The organism is Pseudomonas sp. SGAir0191, from assembly GCF_002812565.2.
Lineage (GTDB): Bacteria > Pseudomonadota > Gammaproteobacteria > Pseudomonadales > Pseudomonadaceae > Aquipseudomonas > Aquipseudomonas parafulva_B.
The window spans coordinates 1,533,977-1,556,072 of record NZ_CP025035.2; the positions used below are offsets into that span (position 1 = coordinate 1,533,977).

The 22,096-nt window shown below is 60.0% G+C and carries 16 protein-coding genes and 7 tRNA genes; 20 read left to right on the forward strand and 3 right to left on the reverse strand.

Annotated elements, in window-relative coordinates; genetic code table 11:
- The 9 genes from mltG to CWR53_RS07015 all read left to right on the forward strand — a co-directional run bounded on the left by mltG (nucleotide 1) and on the right by CWR53_RS07015 (nucleotide 10,064).
- Nucleotides 1–1,194 carry an endolytic transglycosylase MltG gene (gene mltG / locus CWR53_RS06965; RefSeq protein WP_100851121.1) on the forward strand — a complete coding sequence of 398 codons (1,194 nt, stop codon included), beginning with the start codon at nucleotides 1–3 and terminating at the stop codon, nucleotides 1,192–1,194.
- A gap of 9 nt (nucleotides 1,195–1,203) precedes the next feature.
- On the forward strand, nucleotides 1,204–1,836 hold the full coding sequence (tmk, locus tag CWR53_RS06970; RefSeq protein WP_100851122.1) for a dTMP kinase: 633 nt from the start codon (nucleotides 1,204–1,206) through the stop codon (nucleotides 1,834–1,836).
- Complete coding sequence (locus CWR53_RS06975) at nucleotides 1,829–2,815, forward strand: DNA polymerase III subunit delta' (RefSeq protein WP_100851123.1); 987 nt, start codon at nucleotides 1,829–1,831, stop codon at nucleotides 2,813–2,815. Before tmk ends, CWR53_RS06975 begins: the two co-directional genes overlap by 8 nt.
- A 27-nt stretch (nucleotides 2,816–2,842) precedes the next feature.
- Entirely contained in the window at nucleotides 2,843–3,625 is a 783-nt protein-coding gene (locus tag CWR53_RS06980) for a TatD family hydrolase (RefSeq protein WP_100851124.1), read from the forward strand.
- 748 nt (nucleotides 3,626–4,373) lie between these two features.
- A complete protein-coding gene (locus CWR53_RS22925; RefSeq protein ID WP_181405502.1) occupies nucleotides 4,374–4,802 on the forward strand; it encodes a hypothetical protein in 429 nt (142 codons plus the stop codon).
- Between the two features lie 281 nt (nucleotides 4,803–5,083).
- Nucleotides 5,084–5,725, forward strand: a complete 642-nt coding sequence (locus CWR53_RS07000; RefSeq protein ID WP_100851125.1) for a TetR/AcrR family transcriptional regulator — start codon at nucleotides 5,084–5,086, stop codon at nucleotides 5,723–5,725.
- A gap of 100 nt (nucleotides 5,726–5,825) precedes the next feature.
- Nucleotides 5,826–6,431, forward strand: a complete 606-nt coding sequence (locus CWR53_RS07005; RefSeq protein WP_058605556.1) for a DUF4823 domain-containing protein — start codon at nucleotides 5,826–5,828, stop codon at nucleotides 6,429–6,431.
- 9 nt (nucleotides 6,432–6,440) lie between these two features.
- Entirely contained in the window at nucleotides 6,441–7,007 is a 567-nt protein-coding gene (locus tag CWR53_RS07010) for a DUF1285 domain-containing protein (RefSeq protein ID WP_100851126.1), read from the forward strand.
- Nucleotides 7,008–7,130: 123 nt separating this feature from the next.
- A complete protein-coding gene (locus CWR53_RS07015; RefSeq protein WP_100851127.1) occupies nucleotides 7,131–10,064 on the forward strand; it encodes a membrane-targeted effector domain-containing toxin in 2,934 nt (977 codons plus the stop codon).
- 209 nt (nucleotides 10,065–10,273) lie between these two features.
- On the opposite strand, the gene CWR53_RS07020 is transcribed toward CWR53_RS07015, so the two are convergent.
- Nucleotides 10,274–10,349: transfer RNA gene (locus CWR53_RS07020), tRNA-Asn, on the reverse strand.
- A 61-nt stretch (nucleotides 10,350–10,410) separates the two neighbouring features.
- Complete coding sequence (locus tag CWR53_RS07025) at nucleotides 10,411–11,607, reverse strand: amino acid aminotransferase (RefSeq protein ID WP_058605554.1); 1,197 nt, start codon at nucleotides 11,605–11,607, stop codon at nucleotides 10,411–10,413.
- Between the two features lie 282 nt (nucleotides 11,608–11,889).
- On the opposite strand from CWR53_RS07025, the gene uvrB reads away from it, so the two are divergent.
- The 11 genes from uvrB (at nucleotide 11,890) to CWR53_RS07080 (ending at nucleotide 18,742) form a co-directional block, all read left to right on the forward strand.
- Nucleotides 11,890–13,905, forward strand: coding sequence for an excinuclease ABC subunit UvrB (gene uvrB / locus CWR53_RS07030; RefSeq protein ID WP_058605553.1), 2,016 nt, complete (start codon nucleotides 11,890–11,892; stop codon nucleotides 13,903–13,905).
- A gap of 175 nt (nucleotides 13,906–14,080) precedes the next feature.
- Nucleotides 14,081–15,562, forward strand: coding sequence for a glutamate--tRNA ligase (gene gltX / locus CWR53_RS07035; protein ID WP_058605552.1), 1,482 nt, complete (start codon nucleotides 14,081–14,083; stop codon nucleotides 15,560–15,562).
- A gap of 272 nt (nucleotides 15,563–15,834) precedes the next feature.
- A tRNA-Ala gene (locus tag CWR53_RS07040) sits at nucleotides 15,835–15,910 on the forward strand.
- Nucleotides 15,911–15,983: 73 nt separating this feature from the next.
- Nucleotides 15,984–16,059, forward strand: a tRNA-Glu gene (locus tag CWR53_RS07045).
- A gap of 51 nt (nucleotides 16,060–16,110) precedes the next feature.
- Nucleotides 16,111–16,186, forward strand: a tRNA-Ala gene (locus CWR53_RS07050).
- 42 nt (nucleotides 16,187–16,228) lie between these two features.
- Nucleotides 16,229–16,304, forward strand: a tRNA-Glu gene (locus tag CWR53_RS07055).
- A 51-nt stretch (nucleotides 16,305–16,355) separates the two neighbouring features.
- A tRNA-Ala gene (locus CWR53_RS07060) sits at nucleotides 16,356–16,431 on the forward strand.
- A gap of 42 nt (nucleotides 16,432–16,473) precedes the next feature.
- Nucleotides 16,474–16,549: transfer RNA gene (locus CWR53_RS07065), tRNA-Glu, on the forward strand.
- Between the two features lie 160 nt (nucleotides 16,550–16,709).
- Entirely contained in the window at nucleotides 16,710–17,144 is a 435-nt protein-coding gene (locus tag CWR53_RS07070; protein ID WP_058605551.1) for a thioesterase family protein, read from the forward strand.
- Nucleotides 17,145–17,194: 50 nt separating this feature from the next.
- Nucleotides 17,195–18,166 (forward strand): tRNA-dihydrouridine synthase, encoded by a 972-nt coding sequence (locus CWR53_RS07075; protein WP_058605550.1) that lies wholly within the window; start codon nucleotides 17,195–17,197, stop codon nucleotides 18,164–18,166.
- Nucleotides 18,167–18,298: 132 nt separating this feature from the next.
- Nucleotides 18,299–18,742, forward strand: a complete 444-nt coding sequence (locus CWR53_RS07080; RefSeq protein ID WP_058605549.1) for an Hsp20 family protein — start codon at nucleotides 18,299–18,301, stop codon at nucleotides 18,740–18,742.
- Between the two features lie 66 nt (nucleotides 18,743–18,808).
- Here the strand turns inward: CWR53_RS07080 and CWR53_RS07085 are convergent, their stop codons facing one another.
- On the reverse strand, nucleotides 18,809–22,093 hold the full coding sequence (locus CWR53_RS07085) for a bifunctional diguanylate cyclase/phosphodiesterase (RefSeq protein WP_058605548.1): 3,285 nt from the start codon (nucleotides 22,091–22,093) through the stop codon (nucleotides 18,809–18,811).
- Between the last annotated feature and the right edge of the window lie 3 nt (nucleotides 22,094–22,096).

Sequence of the window (22,096 nt, forward strand, 5' to 3'; positions counted from 1 at the left end):
GTGAGACGTAAATTCCTGCTGCTGCTGGAAATGTGCCTGATCGTCATGGGCCTGGCCCTTGGCTGGTCGGCATGGAAGGTCCATTCGGTGCTGGATCAGCCTGTGCATGTGGCACAGGAACGCCTGCTGGATGTGCCCAATGGCGCTACGCCCAATCGCATGTTCTACCGCATGCAACAAGAGGGGCTGTTAGACGACGCGCTATGGCTCAGGTTGTACTGGCGCTTCAACATGGCCGGCGTGCCACTGCATACGGGCGAGTATCGCCTGACGCCCGGCATGACCGTGAAACAGCTTTTCGACGCCTGGCAGCGGGCCGACGTGGTGCAATACAACCTGACCCTGGTCGAAGGCTGGACGTTTCGCCAAGTGCGCGCGGCCGTGGCCAAGCACGAAAAGATCAAGCAGACCCTTGATGGCCTCTCCGATGCCCAAGTCATGGAAAAGCTGGGTCACGCTGGCGTTTTCCCGGAAGGCCGTTTCTTTCCGGACACCTATCGCTTCGTGCGCGGCATGAGTGATGTGGAGCTTTTGCAGCAAGCCTACATGCGCCTGGAAGAGGTGCTGGCGCGTGAGTGGGCCGAGCGCGCCCGCGACCTGCCGTACCGCGATCCCTACCAGGCACTGATCATGGCCTCGCTGGTGGAAAAGGAAACCGGTATTCCACAGGAGCGCGGGCAAATCGCTGGCGTATTCGTCCGCCGCCTGCGGCTGGGCATGATGCTGCAGACCGATCCGACGGTCATCTATGGCATGGGCGAGCGCTACAACGGCCGCATTACACGCGCTGATTTGCGCCAGCCAACGCCTTACAACACCTACACCATGACGGGGCTGCCGCCAACGCCTATTGCGATGGTCGGGCGTGAGGCCATCCATGCGGCGTTGAACCCGGCAGATGGCACCAGCCTTTATTTCGTTGCGCGCGGTGATGGTAGCCACGTTTTTTCCGATGACCTGGACGACCACAACTCTGCTGTGCGCGAGTTTCAGCTCAAGCGTCGGGCCGATTACCGTTCAAGCCCTGGCACCGCTCAGCCGACCCCCTCGGACGATGCAGCGCCGTCCGGTTCATCTCAAGTGCCTGGGGCGGGAGCATCGGATGATCCATCTGCTCCAGCCGCTGCGCCTGAACAGGGCAAGATCGAGAGCGATCGGGCAACCGAACCGTCGGCGCTCGACGCCCCCCAATAAGGACTGTTTGTGAGCGGCTTGTTTATTACATTGGAAGGCCCCGAAGGCGCGGGCAAAAGCACCAACCGGGAATACTTGGCTGCCCGGCTGCGCGAGCAAGGGCTGGACGTGGTGCTGACCCGCGAGCCAGGCGGCACGCCACTGGCTGAAAAGATTCGTGAGCTGTTGTTGTCGCCGAGCGATGAAGTCATGCACGCCGATACTGAGCTTTTGTTGGTGTTCGCTGCACGCGCTCAACACCTTGCACAAGTGATCCGCCCGGCGTTGGCGGGTGGGGCGGTGGTGCTGTGTGACCGGTTCACAGACGCTACTTACGCCTATCAAGGGGGCGGGCGCAGCTTGCCCGTCGAGCGTATCGCGACGCTTGAGCAGTTCGTGCAGGACGACCTTCGTCCTGACCTGACCCTGGTGTTCGATCTGCCCGTCGAAGTAGGCCTGGCCCGCGCTGCAGCGCGAGGGCGGCTGGACCGGTTCGAGCAGGAAGGGCAGGCGTTTTTCGAAGCGGTCCGCCGCGCCTACCTGGAACGCGCAGCCGCGGCGCCACAACGCTACACGCTGCTGGATGCATCGCAGCCGCTGGCGGACGTTCAGCAAGCGTTGGACAGGCTGCTACCAGGTATCGTGGAGCGCTGCCGTGGCTGATGCCTACCCTTGGCAGCAGACACTGTGGGAGCAACTGGCTGGCCGCGCCCAGCATGCCCATGCCTATCTGCTGCACGGCCCGAAGGGGATAGGTAAGCGTGATCTGGCCGAGCGCCTGATGGCGCGGCTGCTGTGCCAGCGCCCTAATGGCACCCTGGCTTGCGGACAGTGCAAGTCCTGCCACCTGCTCAAGGCCGGTAGTCACCCCGACAACTTCATGCTTGAACCTGAAGAGCTGGACAAGCCGATCAAGGTGGACCAGGTCCGCGAACTGGTTGCCTTCGTCGCTCAGACCGCGCAGTTGGGTGGGCGCAAGGTGGTCATGATCGAGCCTGTCGAATCCATGAACGTCAACGCGTCCAATGCGCTTCTCAAAAGCCTTGAGGAGCCTTCCGGCGACACGGTGCTGCTGCTGGTGACCCACCAACCCAGCCGCTTGCTGCCTACCATCAAGAGCCGGTGCCAGCAGGTAACCTGTCCACTGCCGACCAAGGCCCAGAGCCATGCCTGGTTGGCCAGCGCCTTGCCGGAGACCGATCAGGCCCGGCGCGACGATCTGTTGACCTTGTCTGCCGGTTCGCCGCTGTTGGCCCTGAGTCTTCATCAGCAAGGCGTGCATGAACAGCGCGCCTTGGTGACCGAAGGCGTAAAGAAGCTGCTCAAGCAGCAACAATCGCCCAGCCAGTTGGCCGACGCATGGACAGCCGTGCCGTTGTTGATAGTGTTCGATTGGTTTTTCGACTGGGCCCAGTTGATCCTGCGCTACCAGTTGACCGAGGACGACGATGAGCTCGGCATGGCCGACATGCGCAAGGTGGTGCAATACCTTGCGCAAAAGAGCCGTCCGGCCAAGGTCCTCGAGGCCCAGGCCTGGATCCTTGAGCAGCGTCAGAAAGTGCTGGGCAAGGCAAACCTGAATCGTGCTTTGCTGATCGAATCGTTGCTGGCCCATTGGCTACAATTGCCAACTGGGCGCTGACTTTAATTCTTATCCGTGTGGGTACCCATGCTTGTAGATTCCCATTGCCATCTTGATCGCCTTGACCTCAGCGCCCATGGGGGTTCGCTCGATGCTGCCTTGCAGGCGGCGCGCGCTCGTGGTGTCGGGCACTTCCTGTGCATCGGTGTCAGTGCCGAAAATGCAGGCGCAGTCAAAGCCTTGACCGAGCAATACAGCGATGTGGATTGCTCGGTAGGCGTTCACCCGCTGGACCTGACGCCGGGTGCGGCGCCTGCTTTGGACTGGCTGTTGACCGAATTGGCTCATCCCCATGTGGTGGCGATCGGTGAAACCGGCCTGGATTACCATTACGAGCCGGAAGCTGCCGAGTTGCAGCAGGCCTCATTTCGCTTGCACCTGGAAGCTTCGCGGCAGACGGGAAAACCGGTGATCGTGCATACCCGAGCGGCCCGTGCCGATACCTTGGCGCTATTGCGTGAGGCGAACTTGCCCCAGGCAGGCGTTCTGCACTGCTTTACCGAAGACTGGGAAATGGCCAAGGCGGCTTTGGATCTTGGGTATTACATTTCGCTTTCGGGGATCGTCACATTCCGTAATGCCGAGGCGTTGCGGGACGTGGCGCGGCAAGTGCCGGCGGATCGGCTCTTGGTGGAAACCGACTCGCCCTATCTGGCGCCTATTCCTTATCGGGGTAAACCCAACCTGCCCCAATATGTGCGGGAAGTGGCTGAATATGTGGCCTCATTGCGGTGTGTCAGTTATGAACAGTTGGCTGAGCAGACCACCACAAACTTCAAGCGGTTATTTCCGTTGGCAAGGGTTCACTAGGGCGCGCACCCTAAGTTAACGTTGCAGTTGCAGTTGCAGTTGCAGTTGCAGTTGCAGTTGCAGTTGCAGTTGCAGTTGCAGTTGCTTTGGCTTTTGCTTCTAAGCGCACGGTAGCTCAGGCGTCGCAGATCGCGACTTCAGGAGGCCGAGCGCAGGGCTTGCGGAGGGAGGTGACAGGCATGGATGCCTGTCAAGCGCTGGGCCCCAGGATGGGGCCTGCAGCGCGGTCCTCCCGGGAGCAAGCCCGGAGCGAGGGAACCCCGGAGCGCAGCGTAGGGGCCGGATGATAGGAGCAGGCGGTTTTTGCTTACTTTTTGACAAGACAAAAAGTGAGCCGCCGTAAGGGCGGAAAGGTGACTGTGCGCCACCCGCGCCAATGAATACCAACTTGCTGTGCACGCCCACGCTTTCAAGTTTCAAGTTTCAAGTTTCAAGTTTCAAGTTTCAAGTTTCAAGTTTCAAGTTTCAAGTTTTAAGTTTCAAGTTTCAAGTTTGAAGTTTCAGGTTTGGTTGCGTTGGTGTGGGTGTCGAAAGAGAGCATAGTCCATTTGCGATGGCGACGCTTAGTCACCTTTTCGCCATTACGGCGAGTCACTTTTTGTCAAACGCGACAAAAAGTAACCAAAAAACGCTGTGCTCCATTCATACGGCCCCTACGCTACGCTTCGGGGTTCCCTCACTCCGGTCTTGCTCCCGGGAGGACCGCGCTGTAGGCCCCATCCTGGGGCCCAGCGCTTGACAGGCATCCATGCCTGTCACCTCCCTCCGCAAGACCTGCGTTCGGCCTTCTGAAGTCGCGAAGATCAAAAGCAAGATCAAGATCAAGAGCAAGAGCAAGAGCAAGAGCAAGAGCAAGAGCAAGAGCAAGAGCAAGAGCAAGAGCAAGAGCAAGAGCAAGAGCAAGAGCAAGAGCAAGAGCAAGAGCAAGAGCAAGAGCAAGAGCAAGAGCAAGAGCAAGAGCAAGAGCAAGATCAAGATCAAGAGCAAGAGCAAGATCAAGAGCAAGAGCAAGAGCAAGATCAAGAGCAAGAGCAAGAGCAAGAGCAAGAGCAAGAGCAAGAGCAAGAGCAAGAGCAAGAGCCAAAGCAAGAGCAGAGGGGTAGCGGGGAGATGGCGGGACCTGCTCAAACACCTTACCCAAAAAAAACCCGGCTTCTGGGGGAGGAATCCGGGTTAAGACCATTAGGAGTAGAACAAAGGTACGCGGTCCCTGAGTACCTTTATCGCCGCGTCACTCGGGGGGATGCGCCGCGCCGACCCTTTGAGTATCGCCCAGGCTACGCACAATGCCAGCCAAAACTGATCGTTTTTTAAACAGATTTGGAATACCCCAGGCCAAGCTGCCAACGATCGAGACCCCCTGCACACCAGTACAAACCGAGATGACCACGGATGATCCGTGCAATTTCGCGCAAGTTAGGCATAATAATCCGCTTCGATCGTCAGCCAGTCCTTCCCATGCAGAAAGAACCTCGTAAGGTCCGTGAGTTTCGCCGTCGCGAACAGGAAATCCTAGACACCGCCCTCAAGCTGTTCCTCGAGCAAGGCGAGGACAGCGTCACCGTCGAAATGATCGCCGACGCCGTGGGTATCGGCAAAGGCACGATCTACAAGCATTTCAAGTCCAAGGCAGAAATCTACCTGCGCCTGATGCTGGACTATGAGCGCGACCTCAACGAGCTGCTGCACTCGGCCGATGTGGACCGCGACAAGGAAGCCCTGTCGCGCGCCTACTTCGAATTTCGCATGCGCGACCCGCAACGCTACAGGCTCTTTGATCGTCTGGAGGAGAAGGTCGTCAAGGGTAACCAGGTGCCGGAACTGGTCGAGCAATTACATAGCATTCGCGCCTCCAACTTCGATCGCCTTACGCAACTGATCAAAGGCCGCATCAGTGAGGGCAAGCTTGAAGATGTACCCCCTTATTTCCACTATTGCGCCGCCTGGGCACTGGTCCATGGGGCTGTAGCGCTCTATCACTCCCCGTTCTGGAGCAATGTGCTGGAAGATCAGGAAGGCTTCTTCCAGTTCCTGATGGACATCGGCGTACGCATGGGCAATAAACGCAAGCGCGACCCCGACCCCGACCCCGCCAGTTGAGTCAGCACCGGCCCACGCTGGCGATCAAATCAAAGCTGGCGCAAAAGCTGCATTCGTCAGCCATTCGCCGGCTTTTTTGACGCCGGCCACTGGAGGAATGATGCGGAGCCTGGTCTTGGTGCTGACGCTTGCGGCGTTGGGCGGGTGCATGAAAGTGAGTGATATGGGGGAAGGTGTTCGCTATCACATGAGCGATGCCGGCCTGCTGGATCACAGCGATACCCGTCGTACACTGTCGATTCGACTGCAGCCCGATTCCTTCATCTTCATTGGGCAAGGCGCATTCGTGCCGCCCGGCAAAGGCCCTGTTCCGCAGCACAATGCAGTGGCCGAAGAGGCCTTCAAAAGCTTCGTCGAGTATTTCCCGATGGTACGCCGTGCCGAGGCACCGCTGGGTCTGGAAGAGGCGATCGCGCAGGCACGTTCATTTGGGGCCGACTACGTGCTCTATACCCGTTTCGCTCGCACCGATGACCGCATCGGCAATGGGGACGAGTGGTATGACGAACAGGCCGTGGACCGACTGGGTTGGGATAGCGGCGTGGTTCAGATGATGCTCATCGAAACCAGTACCCGCTACCTGATAGACACGGTCCGTATCAAAAGCCGTGGCGGTTTGTTGACGTTCCATGACCAGACGCCCAGGGATTTGCTTGCGGCGCCCATGCGCGAGTACGCTCGTAGCCTTCTTGGCATGAGTCGGTGAGGCACTGCGATGAATGAGACGGGCAAGGCCAATGACCTGCTGACGCAGCTACCAACGTCCAAGGGCTTGCCGCCTGTGCACCTCTGGAATCCCGATTTCTGCGGCAACATCGACATGCGTATCGCACGGGACGGGACGTGGTACTACCTGGGCACGCCTATCGGCCGCAAACCGATGGTAAAGCTCTTTTCTTCGATCATCCGCCGCGACGGTGATGATTACTTTCTGGTGACGCCGGTCGAGAAGGTCGGCATCAAAGTGGATGACGCGCCGTTCGTGGCCGTGGCCCTGGATGTGACGGGGGAGGGGGAGCAGCAGGTGTTGCGCTTTACCAACAATGTGGATGATCAGGTTGAAGCAGGGCCTGACCATCCGCTGCGGGTAGTAACTGACCCCGTCACCCGAGCGCCTTCACCTTATGTGCTGATGCGCAGCAATCTTGAGGCGTTGATTCACCGCAATGTCTTCTATCAACTGGTCGAGTTGGCCGTTACCCGGCAAATCGCAGATCAGCAATGGCTGGGCGTGTGGAGCCGAGGTGAGTTCTACCCCATAGGGCAGGTGGATCACTCCTGACTTACGCTTCACCGCACGTTTCACGGAGGATGAAGGCCGTGTGGAAGGTGGTTGATAACTAGCGCTCAACAAACACTGTAACGGCTCAACCTCACGGCTTCATACACCGTGAGGAACCTTGCCATGGGCCTGCAGATTCTGACCCCGCACGCCGAATCCGAGCTACGCGCCATCGCCGCCCCACTCGTGGCAGCCTGCCCCGATATGCGCCAGTCGGCCCGAGACACCGCTGCGGCGCTGTTGAGAAAACACAACTTGTCGCACTTAGACCCTGACCAGGTCTACCTCAACCGTTTCGATGCCGCCCAGAGCAGCCCTCGCACCTTCAGCGGCTGGCAGCACCTGGACCCGCCTGTCCAATCCTTCACACTGCCGCAGTTGGTCATGCACCGTTTCGACGTTCATGACCAGGACAACAGCGACCTGCTCAGTTATCTGACCGGCTTTTACAGTAATGGCCCTGGCCCTGGTTTCTATGACGAGCACAATGAGATCCGTTTGGAGCCCCAGGCTGTGCTCGAGGATTTCTGGCAAATCGACTTCAGTACCCAGTTCCACCATAGGCTCCAGGCGTTCTGGCAAAAACATGCTGAGCATTTTCGCGTACTGGCGAAGGTCAACTTCCTCGCCAAGGTGATCGAGATGTGCGCGGCCGACAGCAGTACCGCGTTGGCCCACCTCGTTCGCCGCGTCGCCACGGCGCTGACGGGTCTTGATATCGCATCACCCACGTTGGAGCAACTTCAGGCAGTTGTACCGCCAGCCGCGGGTTATCGCGTGTGTACCTTCGACATTGGCGGGCACGTTGCCAGCGACTTTCTGCGCATTGTGCTGGAGGATGGTTCGCAACTGCTGTACACCCCAGGTGAAACGGAGGCCCTGCACTTTTTCCCAACGCGTCAGGACCTTTACTGGTGGGTATTGAACAATACCAACGAAGCCGAAAACCGGACGCGCTTCATGGCGCACTTCCCATTGTCCAGCCGTGCGCAAAAAGACGATCGCCTCGGCCTCAATCACCTGATCGATCTACTGTTCTTCAATTGGGGTGGTGATGATCACAAGTGCCTCAATCAGCTCGATTCGACCCTGTCGGGCGATGCGTTCAGCCACCTGCGCGATGCCGCGCACCAGCGCATGATCGACGACGCACAGTTCGCCCTGCGCAGCAACGCTGACCTGCGTAAACAACTGTGGATCGGCTACCTCAAGGCCTTCGGCCAGGTAGCAGGGCCCATGGCAGCGGTCGACTGGCCGATTGCACTGGCGGTGGTCGGCGCAGGCCTTGCGGATATGGGGCTGAACATCGACCAGGCTGTCAACGGTCACACTACGAGCGAGCGACAGGCCGGTGTGACCGGCGCAATCTTCGCCGCCATTGATACCTTGTTCAACGCCGCCATGCTGGCCGGTGCCGTAGGCGTAGGTGACGAGCAAATGCTGATTGATCCACAGGTGCCTGAGGGCGACACCCTGGCCACGCCGGAAGAGGAGGTGGCCTGCGCGACACCCGCCGAGATTGAAACCTGGGTACCTGAACCGTTCCGACCGGTTGACCAGCACGACCTGCTGGCGCCTTTTGAAACCAACATCATCCTCAGCGCTGAGCCTGGGAGTGGCGGGCAGGAGGGTATCTATCTTCAGAATGGCAAGTTCTATGCGCTGATTGACGAGCGACCCTTCGAGGTCCGTTTTGTGCAGCAGATGGGCATCTGGGTGGTCATCGACCCGCAGAATCCATACTCGTTCTATCGCAACCTGCCCATCCGCATGACAGCAGACGGCCAGTGGCAGCCTCTACAGCGCTCGGGTTTACAGGGTGGCGGGCTGCCCCGCAAATTGCTCGGGGCATGGGGGCGGCGAAGCGATGCGCCTGCCGTGCAGCCTCTGCCTGCAACGCCCTACGAGATTCCGAGCGAAACGCGTCCTCTGCTTGAGGCCGCCGCCAATGCCCCGGGGGAGGGGCGCGCGCTGAGTGGAATCATGGGCAGCTTAGACCCTCAGGTAGAAGCAAGCTACCGGGCATTCCGTGCCAGCCGCGACGCGCTTGCCACCGACGCCGTCGGCTATCTTGAAAATGTCATACCGCCCGCGCGGCCTGCAATACCGACTCTGCCTCGTGATGCCAGTGCCAAGCTGACCATCCGCAGCCTCTACCAGAACAGCGGAGGGCTGGTCATCGGTGAAAGCCATTCGGGGCTGGGCAGCAAGCAGTTTCTGATAGACAACATGCCTGTGCTCAAGCGCGAAAAAATCAAGGTGCTCTACGTTGAGCATTTCATGACCGACTTCCATCAGGCTGACCTTGATGTATTCAACCGCTCGGGCAAGATGCCCGCCCAGTTGAGCACCTATGTGAATAATCTGGATGAAGGTCACGGGGTCGATCTGGCCAGCCGCTATTCGTTTCGCAACGTGCTGATTGCGGCGCAGAAGTCCGGCATCCGTATCCAGTCCATCGACTGCATGGCCAGTTATCGCCAGGCTTGGGCCAACCCGCCATCGGCGGTGATCCGCCAGCAAATGATGAACTTTTACGCGCATGAAATCATCGAGGCGGACCAGGCGGTGCGAGGCCCGAGCCGGTGGGTTGCGCTGATGGGAAATAGCCACGCCAGCGATTTCGAAGGCGTGCGCGGCGTAAGCGAACTTCAGGGGGCAATCAGCTTGCGCGTCGAGGATATTGAGGTGGGTCTGCCCGGCGGCATTGGTGCCGATCCTGGGCTGGCGGCCATTGATGAGGCCATGGAGGTACGACGGGTCCAGAGCGATCTTCGCCTGCAGGTACCGATTAAAGCGGCGAAGCCGGCCAGCGAGGAACTGTCGGTCATGCTCAGGCATACCGGCGCATTCACGTTCGAGAGCACCGATGGGCAGTTGCAGTTGGTGCATCGCAGCCGCACGTGCGGGTTGGTGTCTACGCCCATCGTCCAAGAAGGCGAGCGTTTTCATATCCGGCGGCCCGAGTGGCCATGGATCAGTGAGCGACGGCTAGCTAGCCTGCGAGAAATGCGGACCCTGCTGGAGCAGCATGGATTACGGTATGTGTTGACGTGATGCGTCGATGGGCTGGCACGTGGATATGGCCTACGCCTCATTGAGCGTTTGAACGGCACCCGTGCCGTGCTGACCAAACGATGAGCATTGGCCCAGGCATATCGACGTCAGGCACAAAAAAGCCGCTTTGGGTATGCCTGTTTCGACAGCATTCCTCAAAGCGGCGTTTCTGGATTTGCTACAAAACCCTGTGAAGGATCTTGATTATCTGGCTCCGCGACCTGGACTCGAACCAGGGACCCAATGATTAACAGTCATTTGCTCTACCGACTGAGCTATCGCGGAATGTGCACGTATCTTACTCAACAGCTGGGGTAAGTCAAGTCACCCCAGCGAAATCAATCAGTTACAGCACTTCAACGATGGCTTTGGTCACCACATGGATATTGCTCTGGTTCAGCGCAGCCACGGCTATGCGGCCAGTGTCCAGTGCGTAGATGCCGAACTCGTTCTTCAGCCGGGCCACTTGCTCCACGGTCAGGCCCGAGTAGGAGAACATGCCGACCTGGCGACCCACGAAGCTGAAGTCGCGCTTGGCACCATAATGGGCCAGCAACTCGACCATCTGCTTGCGCATGCCATGAATGCGCTCGCGCATTTCTGCCAGCTCGGTTTCCCACATCTGCCGCAACTCTGTGCTGTTGAGCACCGTCGCCACGATCGTGGCGCCATGGGTAGGCGGGTTGGAGTAGGTGGTACGGATGACCCGCTTGACCTGGGACAGGACGCGGGTGCTTTCGTCTTTGGACGCCGTCACGATCGACAATGCGCCCACGCGCTCACCGTACAAGGAGAACGATTTGGAGAACGAGCTGGAGACGAAGAACTCAAGGCCCGACTCGGCAAACAGGCGTACGGCAAAGGCGTCCTCGGCGATGCCGTCTCCGAAGCCTTGGTAGGCCATGTCCAGGAAGGGCACATGACCTTTGGCCTTGACCACTTGCAGGACGTTCTTCCAGTCTTCCAGGTCCAGGTCCACCCCGGTCGGGTTGTGGCAGCAGGCGTGGAGCACCACGATGGAGCCAGCGGGCAACGCTTCGAGGTCCTCGAGCATGCCAGCCCGATTCACGCCGTTGGTCGGGGCGTCATAGTAACGATAGGTATGAACCGGGAAGCCCGCTGACTCGAACAGCGCGCGGTGGTTTTCCCAGCTAGGATCGCTGATGGCTACCACGGCCTCGGGGGATACGCGCTTGAGGAAGTCGGCGCCGATCTTCAGTGCGCCCGTACCGCCCACTGCCTGGACGGTGACTACACGGCCATCGGCCAGCAATGGGGACTGGGCACCGAACAACAGTTTCTGCACCGCTTGGTCATAGGTCGCGATGCCGTCGATCGGCAGGTAGCCACGCGAGGCGTGCTGGGCGGCACGCTGGGTCTCGGCTTCGATCACGGCCCGCAGCAGCGGAATGCGGCCTTCCTCATTGCAGTAGACGCCCACCCCAAGGTTCACCTTGTCGGTGCGTGGGTCGGCATTGAATGCTTCGTTGAGGCCCAGGATAGGGTCGCGGGGTGCCAGCTCGACAGCGGAAAACAGGCTCATTGTTACCTTGGCTCGGATAGGAGTGTAAGGGGAGTATCCGCTCCAGCCGAATGCACTGAAGCGGGGCACAAACGGGGAGTCAGTATAGTGATCCGGCACGGTCACTGCGACACTGCGACGCCGCTTTTACGACTATTTGCGCAAAAAATTTTCGACCCTTGCAGCCTTTGCCCTGCCCACCGTAACACGGGGTCACCGTTGGGCCTTCAAAGCGTCCCCCAGCGTGCCCATTTGGGTATAGACTACTGGCTAAATTTACAGTGCAGCACCGCGAGGTTCGACATGTCCGAGTTCCAGCTCGTCACCCGGTTCCAGCCAGCAGGCGATCAGCCAGAGGCCATTCGGCAAATGGTCGAGGGCATCGAGGCGGGGTTGGCACACCAGACTTTGCTGGGCGTGACCGGCTCTGGCAAGACCTTCAGCATCGCCAACGTCATCCAGCAGGTGCAGCGCCCCACGTTGGTCCTGGCACCGAACAAGACGCTGGCGGCGCAGTTGTACGGCGAATTCAAGGCCTTCTTCCCCAACAATGCGGTGGAGTACTTCGTCTCCTACTACGACTACTACCAGCCCGAAGCCTATGTGCCCTCATCGGACACCTTCATCGAGAAGGATGCCTCGATCAACGACCATATCGAGCAGATGCGCCTTTCCGCCACCAAGGCGCTGCTCGAGCGGCGCGACGCGATCATCGTCACCACCGTGTCCTGCATCTACGGCCTGGGCAGCCCTGAAACCTACCTCAAGATGGTGCTGCACATCGACCGGGGCGATAAGCTCGACCAGCGCGCGCTGCTACGCCGGCTGGCCGACTTGCAGTACACCCGCAATGAAATGGACTTCGCCCGTGCCACCTTCCGTGTGCGTGGGGATGTCATCGATATCTACCCGGCCGAATCGGACCTCGAAGCCATCCGCGTCGAGCTGTTCGACGACGAGGTGGAAAACATCGCCGCATTCGATCCGCTGACGGGCGAAATCCTGCGCAAGTTGCCAAGGTTCACGTTCTACCCCAAGAGCCACTACGTGACGCCGCGAGAAACGCTGCTTCAGGCGGTGGAAGGCATCAAGGAAGAATTAGCCGACCGGCTTGAGTACCTGCACAAGGCCAACAAGCTCGTGGAGGCCCAGCGTCTTGAGCAGCGTACCCGCTTTGATCTGGAAATGATCATGGAGCTGGGTTACTGCAACGGTATCGAAAACTATTCTCGCTATTTGTCCGGTCGTCCTGCAGGTGCACCACCACCTACGCTGTATGACTACCTGCCCGCCGACGCGCTGCTGGTCATCGATGAGTCGCACGTCAGCGTTCCCCAGGTGGGTGCCATGTACAAAGGGGACCGTTCGCGCAAGGAAACGCTGGTGGAGTACGGGTTTCGTCTGCCGTCGGCGCTGGACAACCGCCCCATGCGCTTCGACGAATGGGAGAGCGTCAGTCCGCAGACCATCTTCGTATCCGCAACGCCCGGCCCTTACGAAGAGGCCCATGCTGGGCGCGTCGTCGAGCAGGTAGTGCGTCCGACAGGTCTGGTCGACCCGCAGATCGAAGTACGCCCTGCGCTGACCCAGGTAGACGACCTGTTGTCGGAGATCCGCAAGCGTGTGGCCCTGGGCGAGCGTGTGCTGGCCACCACATTGACCAAGCGCATGTCCGAGGACTTGACCGATTACCTGGCAGACCATGACGTAAGGGTCCGTTACCTGCACTCAGACATCGACACCGTGGAACGTGTCGAGATCATCCGCGACTTGCGGCTGGGCACGTTCGATGTACTGGTCGGCATCAACCTGTTGCGCGAAGGCCTGGACATGCCCGAGGTTTCGCTGGTTGCCATTCTGGATGCGGACAAGGAAGGCTTCCTGCGCTCCGAACGTTCACTGATCCAGACCATTGGCCGCGCTGCGCGCAACCTCAATGGCCGGGCGATTCTGTACGCCGACGCCATCACCGGTTCGATGCAGCGGGCCATTGACGAGACCGAGCGGCGTCGAGAAAAACAGATCGCCTTCAACCAAGCGCACGGTATCGTGCCCAAGAGTGTGGTCAAGGACATCACCGATATTCTTGAGGGTGCAACCGTCCCGGGCGCTCGCAGCAAAAAACGCAAGGGGATGGCCAAGGCGGCAGAGGAGAGCGCGCGCTACGAAGCCGAGTTGCGCACCCCAGGCGAGATCACCAAGCGTATCAAGCAGCTCGAAGACAAGATGATGCAGTATGCCCGTGACCTGGAGTTCGAAGCCGCTGCCCAATTGCGTGATGAGATCACCCAGCTGCGAGATCGCCTGATCGCAAGTTGATGCCTGGTGGCCTGCATGAGCAGGCGACATCGCCCTCCACGCAAGCCGCCCCACGGTAGGCCATACCGAGGGCGCGGCATCATGAGGGCAGGCTCAGGTTAACGGCATCGCTGGAGCCCGGTGCCCACCACCTGCTAACATCGAGGCTTTGTTTCATCTTCCGTTCGAGACTCCCATGACCACCGTACGCACGCGTATCGCGCCATCGCCTACCGGCGACCCCCATGTCGGCACCGCTTACATCGCCCTGTTCAACTACTGCTTCGCCAAGCAGCACGGCGGCGAGTTCATCCTGCGCATCGAAGACACCGATCAGCTGCGCTCCACGCGCGAGTCAGAGCAGCAGATCTTCGATGCGTTGCGTTGGCTGGGTATCGAATGGAACGAGGGCCCGGACGTGGGTGGTCCGCATGGCCCGTATCGGCAGAGCGAGCGCGGTGAAATCTACGCCCAGTATGCCAAGCAGCTGGTCGACGCCGGTCATGCGTTCTACTGCTTCTGCACCGCCGAGGAGCTGGAGCAGATGCGCGCCGAACAGCAGGCCCGCGGCGAGACGCCTCGTTACGACGGGCGTGCACTGCTGCTGAGCGCCGATGAAGTGCAGCGCCGCCTGGACGCAGGCGAGCCCCATGTGATCCGTATGAAAGTGCCCACCGAGGGTGTGTGCGTGGTGCCGGACATGCTGCGCGGCGACGTGGAGATCCCGTGGGATCGCATGGACATGCAAGTGTTGATGAAAAACGATGGCCTGCCCACGTACTTCCTCGCCAATGTGGTCGATGATCACCTGATGGGCATCACACACGTACTGCGCGGTGAAGAGTGGCTGCCGTCGGCGCCCAAGTTGATCAAGTTGTACGAGTACTTCGGTTGGGAGCAACCCAAGCTGTGCTACATGCCCCTGCTGCGTAACCCGGACAAGTCCAAGCTTTCCAAGCGCAAGAACCCGACGTCGGTGACCTTCTACGAGCGCATGGGCTTCATGCCCGAGGCCATGCTCAACTACCTGGGCCGGATGGGTTGGTCCATGCCCGATGAGCGCGAGAAGTTCTCGCTGGCCGAGATGGTCGAGCATTTCGACCTGTCTCGCGTTTCGCTGGGCGGGCCGATCTTCGACATCGAGAAGCTTTCCTGGCTCAACGGGCAATGGCTGCGTGAGCTCCCGGTGGAAGTCTTTGCCCAGCGCCTGCAGAAGTGGGCGTTCAACAGCGACTACATGATGAAGATCGCGCCGCATGTGCAGGGCCGGGTTGAAACGTTCAGTCAGGTGGTGCCCCTGGGCGGGTTCTTCTTCGAAGGCGCACTGAAGCTTGACGCCAAGCTGTTCGAAAGCAAGAAGTTGTCGGCCGATCAAGTGCGCCAGGTCCTGCAATTGATCCTGTGGAAGCTAGAGAGTCTGCGTCAATGGGAAAAAGAGCGCATCACCGGTTGCATCCAGTGCGTGGTCGATGCATTGGAACTGAAGCTGCGTGACGCCATGCCCTTGATGTTCGCCGCCATTACCGGGCAGGCAAGCTCGGTGTCGGTGCTCGATGCCATGGAAATCCTCGGCCCTGACTTGACCCGCTATCGTCTGCGTCAGGCATTGGATTTGCTGGGCGGTGTTTCCAAGAAAGAAAACAAGGAGTGGGAAAAGCAGCTGGCTACCATCGCTTGAGATGAGGAAGGCGGGCAGGCTGTCGTTGCCATGACGGTCTGCCGGTCTCGCGCGCAATGATCCAAGGCTGCAGGCTCTTCTGACCCTGCTGATCGGCCGATATTGCGGGGCAGGGCGGTAAGTGATTGTTATCTGTGAAAAAACTTTTGGTTTTTTTGAAGATTTAGTTTGACAGGCCTGCACCTGGATCTTAATATGCGCCCCGTCCACAGCGATGAACATAAACGAAATGCCAGGCACCCAGCCAGCGTATCGGTTCAGCGTGACTCTGTGGGGCTATAGCTCAGCTGGGAGAGCGCCTGCATGGCATGCAGGAGGTCAGCGGTTCGATCCCGCTTAGCTCCACCAAATTCCTGTTGTCAGCCAGTGGCTGGCACGTAGAACGGGCACCAGCAGCACGTTCTTGAAGGTAAGAAGGTTCGTCCCCTTCGTCTAGTGGCCTAGGACACCGCCCTTTCACGGCGGTAACAGGGGTTCGAGTCCCCTAGGGGACGCCAGTTTTATACAAGCAGTGTTTCGACAGTGCTGGGCCGCGAGGCTAAAAATCTGGGGCTATAGCTCAGCTGGGAGAGCGCCTGCATGGCATGCAGGAGGTCAGCGGTTCGATCCCGCTTAGCTCCACCAATTACTGCCAGGGTTTGCATTGCAGACTTTTGCGAAGGTTATGTCCCCTTCGTCTAGTGGCCTAGGACACCGCCCTTTCACGGCGGTAACAGGGGTTCGAGTCCCCTAGGGGACGCCAGTTTTACACAAGCAGTGTTTCGACAGTGCTGGGCCGCGAGGCTAAAAATCTGGGGCTATAGCTCAGCTGGGAGAGCGCCTGCATGGCATGCAGGAGGTCAGCGGTTCGATCCCGCTTAGCTCCACCAATTACTGCCAGGGTTTGCATTGCAGACTTTTGCGAAGGTTACGTCCCCTTCGTCTAGTGGCCTAGGACACCGCCCTTTCACGGCGGTAACAGGGGTTCGAGTCCCCTAGGGGACGCCACGTTTACCCGCGTTTTGCGGGACTTTAAAGGCTCATTCGCATATTGAATGGGCCTTTTGTTTTTTCTACCGAAAAAAATCCCAACGCCGCCCTCCGTTCTGGGGTAGACATTTTTCGTTCGCTCACTGCTAAATCCCTTTTTTGCCCTTGGGACATCAACATGAGCTGGGACCTGCCCACACCTTTCATCATCGACGTGCATGTCGGCAGCGAAGACATCGATGGCCTGGGGCATGCCAACAATGCCGTCTACGTCACCTGGCTGGAGCGGTGCGCCTGGCGGCATTCCCAACGCCTGGGGTTGGACCTGGCGGCGTATCGCCGGCTTGATCGCGCCATGGCGGTGGTCCGTCACGAAATCGATTACCTCGCCGCCGCTTACGAAGGTGACGAATTGGAATTAGCCACCTGGATCGTCGACTGGGACCAGCGTCTGCGCATGACCCGACGCTTTCAGCTGCGCCGTGCGCGCGATGGGGTGGTATTGCTCCGCGCCCGGACCACCTTTGCCTGTATCGAGCTCTCTACTGGCAAACCCAAGCGCATGCCTGCCGAATTTCTGGAAGGCTACGCGCCAGCGCTGATCCCGGCCTGAAGCATGCGCAAATTTTGCTAGACTGCCGCCTTTTGCGCCGAGAACATTCCATGCAAATTGCCCTGGCCCCGATGGAGGGGCTGGTCGACAACATTCTGCGAGACGTGCTGACCCGTGTAGGCGGCGTCGATTGGTGCGTCAGCGAATTCATCCGCGTCTGTGATCGTCTGCTGCCAGCTTCTTCGTTCCATAAACTGGCCCCCGAGCTGAGCAGCGGCGCGCACACGGCGGCAGGGGTGCCCATGCGTGTGCAACTGCTGGGGTCTGACCCGGCGTGCCTTGCCGATAACGCTGCATTGGCCTGCGAGCTGGGCGCCCCGGTAATCGACCTCAACTTTGGCTGCCCTGCCAAGACGGTAAACAAGTCGCGGGGCGGGGCGGTGCTGCTCAAGGAGCCTGAGCTGCTTCACGCCATTGTCCGCGAGGTCCGGCGCGCGGTGCCTGCCTCGATCCCCGTCACCGCCAAGATGCGCCTGGGTTTTGACAGCCCGGACGGGGCGCTGGACTGTGGCGTGGCCCTGGCCGAGGGCGGGGCGGCCCATTTGGTGGTGCATGCGCGGACCAAGGTTGAAGGCTACAAGCCACCCGCGCACTGGGAATGGGTGGCGCGCGTGCAGGACGTGGTCAAGGTGCCGGTGTTTGCCAATGGCGAGATCTGGACAGTCGAGGACTGGCGCCGTTGCCGGGAAGTCAGCGGCGCCGAGCACATCATGCTAGGGCGTGGCCTGGTTTCTCGCCCTGACCTGGGTGTGCAGATCGCCGCCGCCAATGCCGGGACGCCCTACCAGGCCATGTGCTGGGAGCAACTGCTGCCGCTACTTCAGGCGTTCTGGCGCCAGGCCCAGGCCAAACTGTCACCCCGTTACGCCCCGGGACGCATGAAGCAGTGGGTCGCCATGTTGACGCGCAGCTACCCCGAGGCCGTACTTCTGTTCGCCGAGCTGCGCCGCGAAGATGACTGCGCGCGCATCGGGCGCTTGCTTGGCCTGACGCCGACGGCGGATGAAGCACAGGTAGCGTGACCGCCTGGCACCGCCGAAATTTTTTTTGGCACTGCCCTTGAAAGGACATTGATGGGCCATATCTCTTGAGTACGCGATGCCGAATTCGGGTCGCGTAATGACTTACTTGCTGATATCTCAGGAGTTATGACCATGACTACCGCTTTCTCTCTTGCACCACTGTTCCGCCACTCCGTGGGTTTCGACCGCTTCAATGACCTGTTCGAATCCGCGGCCCGTAATGAGGCCGGTAGCAGCTACCCGCCCTACAATGTGGAAAAGCACGGTGATGATCAGTACCGCATCGTGGTTGCTGCGGCTGGTTTCCAGGAAGAGGATCTCGACCTTCAAGTCGAAAAAGGCGTGCTCACCGTAACCGGTGGCAAGCGTGACAATGGCTCGGCAGAAGTGACATACCTGCACCAGGGCATTGCCCAGCGCGCCTTCAAGCTCTCCTTCCGCCTAGCGGACCACATCGAGGTCAAGGCTGCGGGCTTGGCCAACGGTCTGCTCAGCATTGATCTGCTGCGTATCGTGCCCGAAGAAGCCAAGGCCAAGCGCATCCCGATCAACGGCGAGCACCCCGCGCTGAATTAATCCAGCGCACCTCCAAGAAGGGCACCCCAGGGTGCCCTTCTTGCGTTGTGCTGACACGCAGCCACTTCAGGGCGCTTGCAACAGTTGCCGAAACGCCTGCAGCGGCAAAGGCCGGCTGTGCAGGTAGCCCTGGTACAGGTGACACCCCAGTTTTTCCAGAAACGCCAGCTGTTCGGCCAGCTCTACACCCTCGGCGATTACCGCAAGACCAAGGCTAAGCGCCATGGCCACGATGGCGCGGACGATTTCAGCATCGTTGGGGTCTATCGTCACGTCACGGACGAACGTCTGGTCGATCTTCAGGGCGTCGACTGGAAGGCGTTTGAGGTAGGTCAGCGAGGAGTACCCTGTGCCGAAGTCGTCCATGGCAAACGTTACCCCGTGCCTTTGCAACTCCCGCATCTTGGCGATGGTGTCTTCCAGGTTCTGGATGACGATACCTTCGGTGATCTCGAGCTTGAGCAGTTTCCTGGGCAGTTGACTGTCGTCGAGGCTGCGCAAGACGCGGCCAACAAAATCTTTCTGGCGAAATTGCCGCGGGCTGATGTTGACGCACAGGCTGAAATCGTCGACATCGATCAAGCCGTCGGCCAGCAGGTGGGCGCAGGCAACGCACGCCTCATCGAGTACCCAGTTGCCCACCTCCAGAATCAACCCGCTTTCCTCCAGGACCTGGATGAACTGGCCCGGCGACTGCTGGCCGAGTTGAGGGTGGTGCCAGCGTAGCAGCACCTCGGCACCGACGATCCGTTTGTCGCGCGCGTCGACCTGCGGTTGGTAATGCAGGGCCATTTCGCCACGGGCCAGTGCCAGGCGTAGATCACTCTCCATGCGCAGGCGTTCGCTGGCCGCCTTCTGCATGGTGGCGTGAAACAGTTGAGTCGTATTGCGCCCGGAGTCCTTGGCGCGGTAAAGCGCGATGTCGGCGCGTTTGAGCAGATCGGCTGGGGTTGTGCCGTGGTCCGGGATCAAGGCCACGCCAATGCTGGGGGTCACCTGCAGGCGCTGGCCGTCGAGTGACATGGGCTGGGCCAACAGGGCGCGTACGGTGTCAGCCAGCTGGCGAACCGTATCCTCCACCTCATCACGATTGCCTTCCAGGCCGCTGAGCAGTACCACGAACTCGTCACCACCCAGCCGTGCCACGGTGTCCTCCACACGTACACTGGCCTCAAGCCTGGCCGTAATGATCTTGAGCACGGCATCACCGACCGGGTGGCCCAGCGAGTCGTTGATGTGCTTGAAATGATCCAGGTCGAGGAAAAGCAGGGCGCCACGCAAGTCGCGCCGCTTGAGCAGGGCAATCTGCTGACCCAGCCGCTCCATCAGCAGGGCACGGTTTGGGAGATTGGTCAGCGGGTCATGGTAGGCAAGGTGACGGATCTGTGCCTGGGCTTGTTTCAGTTGGCTGACGTCCCGGGCGGTCATCAGCAGGCACTCTACATCGTTGAGCATGATCTGCTCTACGGACACCTCTACCGTCAGGAGATCGCCGCGCTTGTTGCGCCCCAGCATTTCCCGATGATGTACCCGGCCATGCTCGCGCAGTTCAGTCAGCAAGGCGGTTCGCTGTTGCGCATCGGTCCAGATTCCGATGTCGAATACGGTGCGCCCGACGACGTCGCCCACCGAGTATCCAGTCAGCCGGCAGAAACCGTCGTTGATTTCCAGGTAGCGCCCGGTTAGGCATTCGGTAATGGTGATGGCGTCCGGGCTTGAGTGAAACGCCTTGGCGAATTTCTCTTCGCTGGATTTGAGCGCTGCCTCTGCCCGCTGTTGTTGAGTGATGTCGCGCAGCGTGGTGACGCTGCAGGGTTGGTTGTCCACGGTGATGAGGCGGCTGGAGATCAGGCAGGTCAAGGCTTCGCCACTGCGGTGGTGGACGACCAACGCCACGTTGGTCAAGGCCTGCTCGCGGATGACCCGCTCGATGCGGTGGGCTCGCAGGGCAGATTCGGCCCACAGGCCTATCTCCTGGGCCGTGCGGCCGATCAACTGCTCGGTCGTCCAGCCGAAGGTGTGGGTAAAGGCGGGGTTGATCTCGATGAACTGTCCTGTGTCCTGACGCGTCACGCAGATCGGGTCGGGGCTGACCTGAAACAGACTGGCAAATTTTTCTTCCGAGGCACTGAGGCGAAGCTCGCGTTCAACCTGGTCGGTGATGTCGAGCAGGGTGCCCGCCATGCGCAGAGGGTTGCTGTGCTCGTCGCGATACAAGCGCGCACGGCTTTCGATATACCGCGAGACGCCGTTCTCCAACTGTACTCGGTACGTGAACTGATAATTGCCGGCCGGCCCTTCGCGCAGGCTGCTGTAGGCCTTGCGCATGGAGAGGCGCTCCTGTTCCGGAACGCCTTCGAAAAACGCATCGAAGGATTCGTGAAAGGCTACTGGCGGCAACCCGTGCAGTTGTGCAGCCCGGGCCGAACCGTAGAGCATGCCGCTGGGAATGTGCCAGTCCCACGTGCCCAGCTGCGCCGAGTCCAGCGCCAGGTCCAGACGCTCCTGGCTGTCCTTGAGGGCAAGGTCCGCGCGCTTGCGCTCGGTGGTGTCGACGAAGGTACTGAGCTGATAGGTGGTGCCTTCGAGCTCGATGCCCTGGGTGCAAAGGATGCCATCATGGACCTTGCCGTCGCTGCCGCGGAACTGCACCTCCATGGTCAGCGGGCCGCCGCTCAGGCGAGAAGAATCGAGCATGTGCTGGCGTTGTGCGGCGTCGGCCCACAACCCCAGCGCCACGCTGGTGCGGCCGATGACCTGGCTGGCGGACCAGGCGAATATATCTTCGAAGTGCTGATTGACTTCGAAGATCATGCCGTCATGACGACGGGTCAACAAAATGGCGTTGGGGCTCAGGTGGAAGAGGGTAGCAAGGCGCTTTTCAGAGTTCATCAGCGCAGTTTCCCGCTCGCGCTGGCGTGTGATCTCGCGCACTACCCCAATCATCTGCGGTCTGCCGTGCGGGTCGCAGGTCAGGCTGCCATTGATCTCCAGCCAATGCAGGCTGCCGTCTGGCCAGCGAATGCGGTGGCGCATGGCTCGCCCCACCGGTTCGCCATCGAACACCGCCTGAAACGCCTTGCGTGTTCGCGCGCGGTCCTCCTCGGCCAGCAGGTCCAGGTAATCGATGTCTCCGGGCAGGGCGCGCAGCGGGTCGAAACCGAACAGGGCCTGGGTGCTCCGGGACCAACTGACCCGGCCGCTTTCGATATCCCAAAGCCACGCACCCAGGCGTGCACCGTTCAGGGCAGCCAACAGCTGCGGCGCACTCTGCCAAGCCTGCTCCGCCGCCTCGGGCTCTGCCGCATGGATTCGCGGCAGGCGCATCAAGCGATTTGCTGATTTGGGCATGAT

Bases quoted from the DNA above. Each gene is read 5' to 3' on its own strand.
- CWR53_RS06980 (WP_100851124.1), top strand. From the start codon at position 2,843: ATGCTTGTAGATTCCCATTGCCATCTTGATCGCCTTGACCTCAGCGCC.
- CWR53_RS22925 (WP_181405502.1), top strand. From the start codon at position 4,374: ATGCCTGTCACCTCCCTCCGCAAGACCTGCGTTCGGCCTTCTGAAGTC.
- CWR53_RS07000 (WP_100851125.1), top strand. From the start codon at position 5,084: ATGCAGAAAGAACCTCGTAAGGTCCGTGAGTTTCGCCGTCGCGAACAG.
- CWR53_RS07005 (WP_058605556.1), top strand. From the start codon at position 5,826: ATGCGGAGCCTGGTCTTGGTGCTGACGCTTGCGGCGTTGGGCGGGTGC.
- CWR53_RS07010 (WP_100851126.1), top strand. From the start codon at position 6,441: ATGAATGAGACGGGCAAGGCCAATGACCTGCTGACGCAGCTACCAACG.
- CWR53_RS07015 (WP_100851127.1), top strand. From the start codon at position 7,131: ATGGGCCTGCAGATTCTGACCCCGCACGCCGAATCCGAGCTACGCGCC.
- CWR53_RS07025 (WP_058605554.1), bottom strand. From the start codon at position 11,607: ATGAGCCTGTTTTCCGCTGTCGAGCTGGCACCCCGCGACCCTATCCTG.
- uvrB (WP_058605553.1), top strand. From the start codon at position 11,890: ATGTCCGAGTTCCAGCTCGTCACCCGGTTCCAGCCAGCAGGCGATCAG.
- gltX (WP_058605552.1), top strand. From the start codon at position 14,081: ATGACCACCGTACGCACGCGTATCGCGCCATCGCCTACCGGCGACCCC.
- CWR53_RS07070 (WP_058605551.1), top strand. From the start codon at position 16,710: ATGAGCTGGGACCTGCCCACACCTTTCATCATCGACGTGCATGTCGGC.
- CWR53_RS07075 (WP_058605550.1), top strand. From the start codon at position 17,195: ATGCAAATTGCCCTGGCCCCGATGGAGGGGCTGGTCGACAACATTCTG.
- CWR53_RS07080 (WP_058605549.1), top strand. From the start codon at position 18,299: ATGACTACCGCTTTCTCTCTTGCACCACTGTTCCGCCACTCCGTGGGT.
- CWR53_RS07085 (WP_058605548.1), bottom strand. From the start codon at position 22,093: ATGCCCAAATCAGCAAATCGCTTGATGCGCCTGCCGCGAATCCATGCG.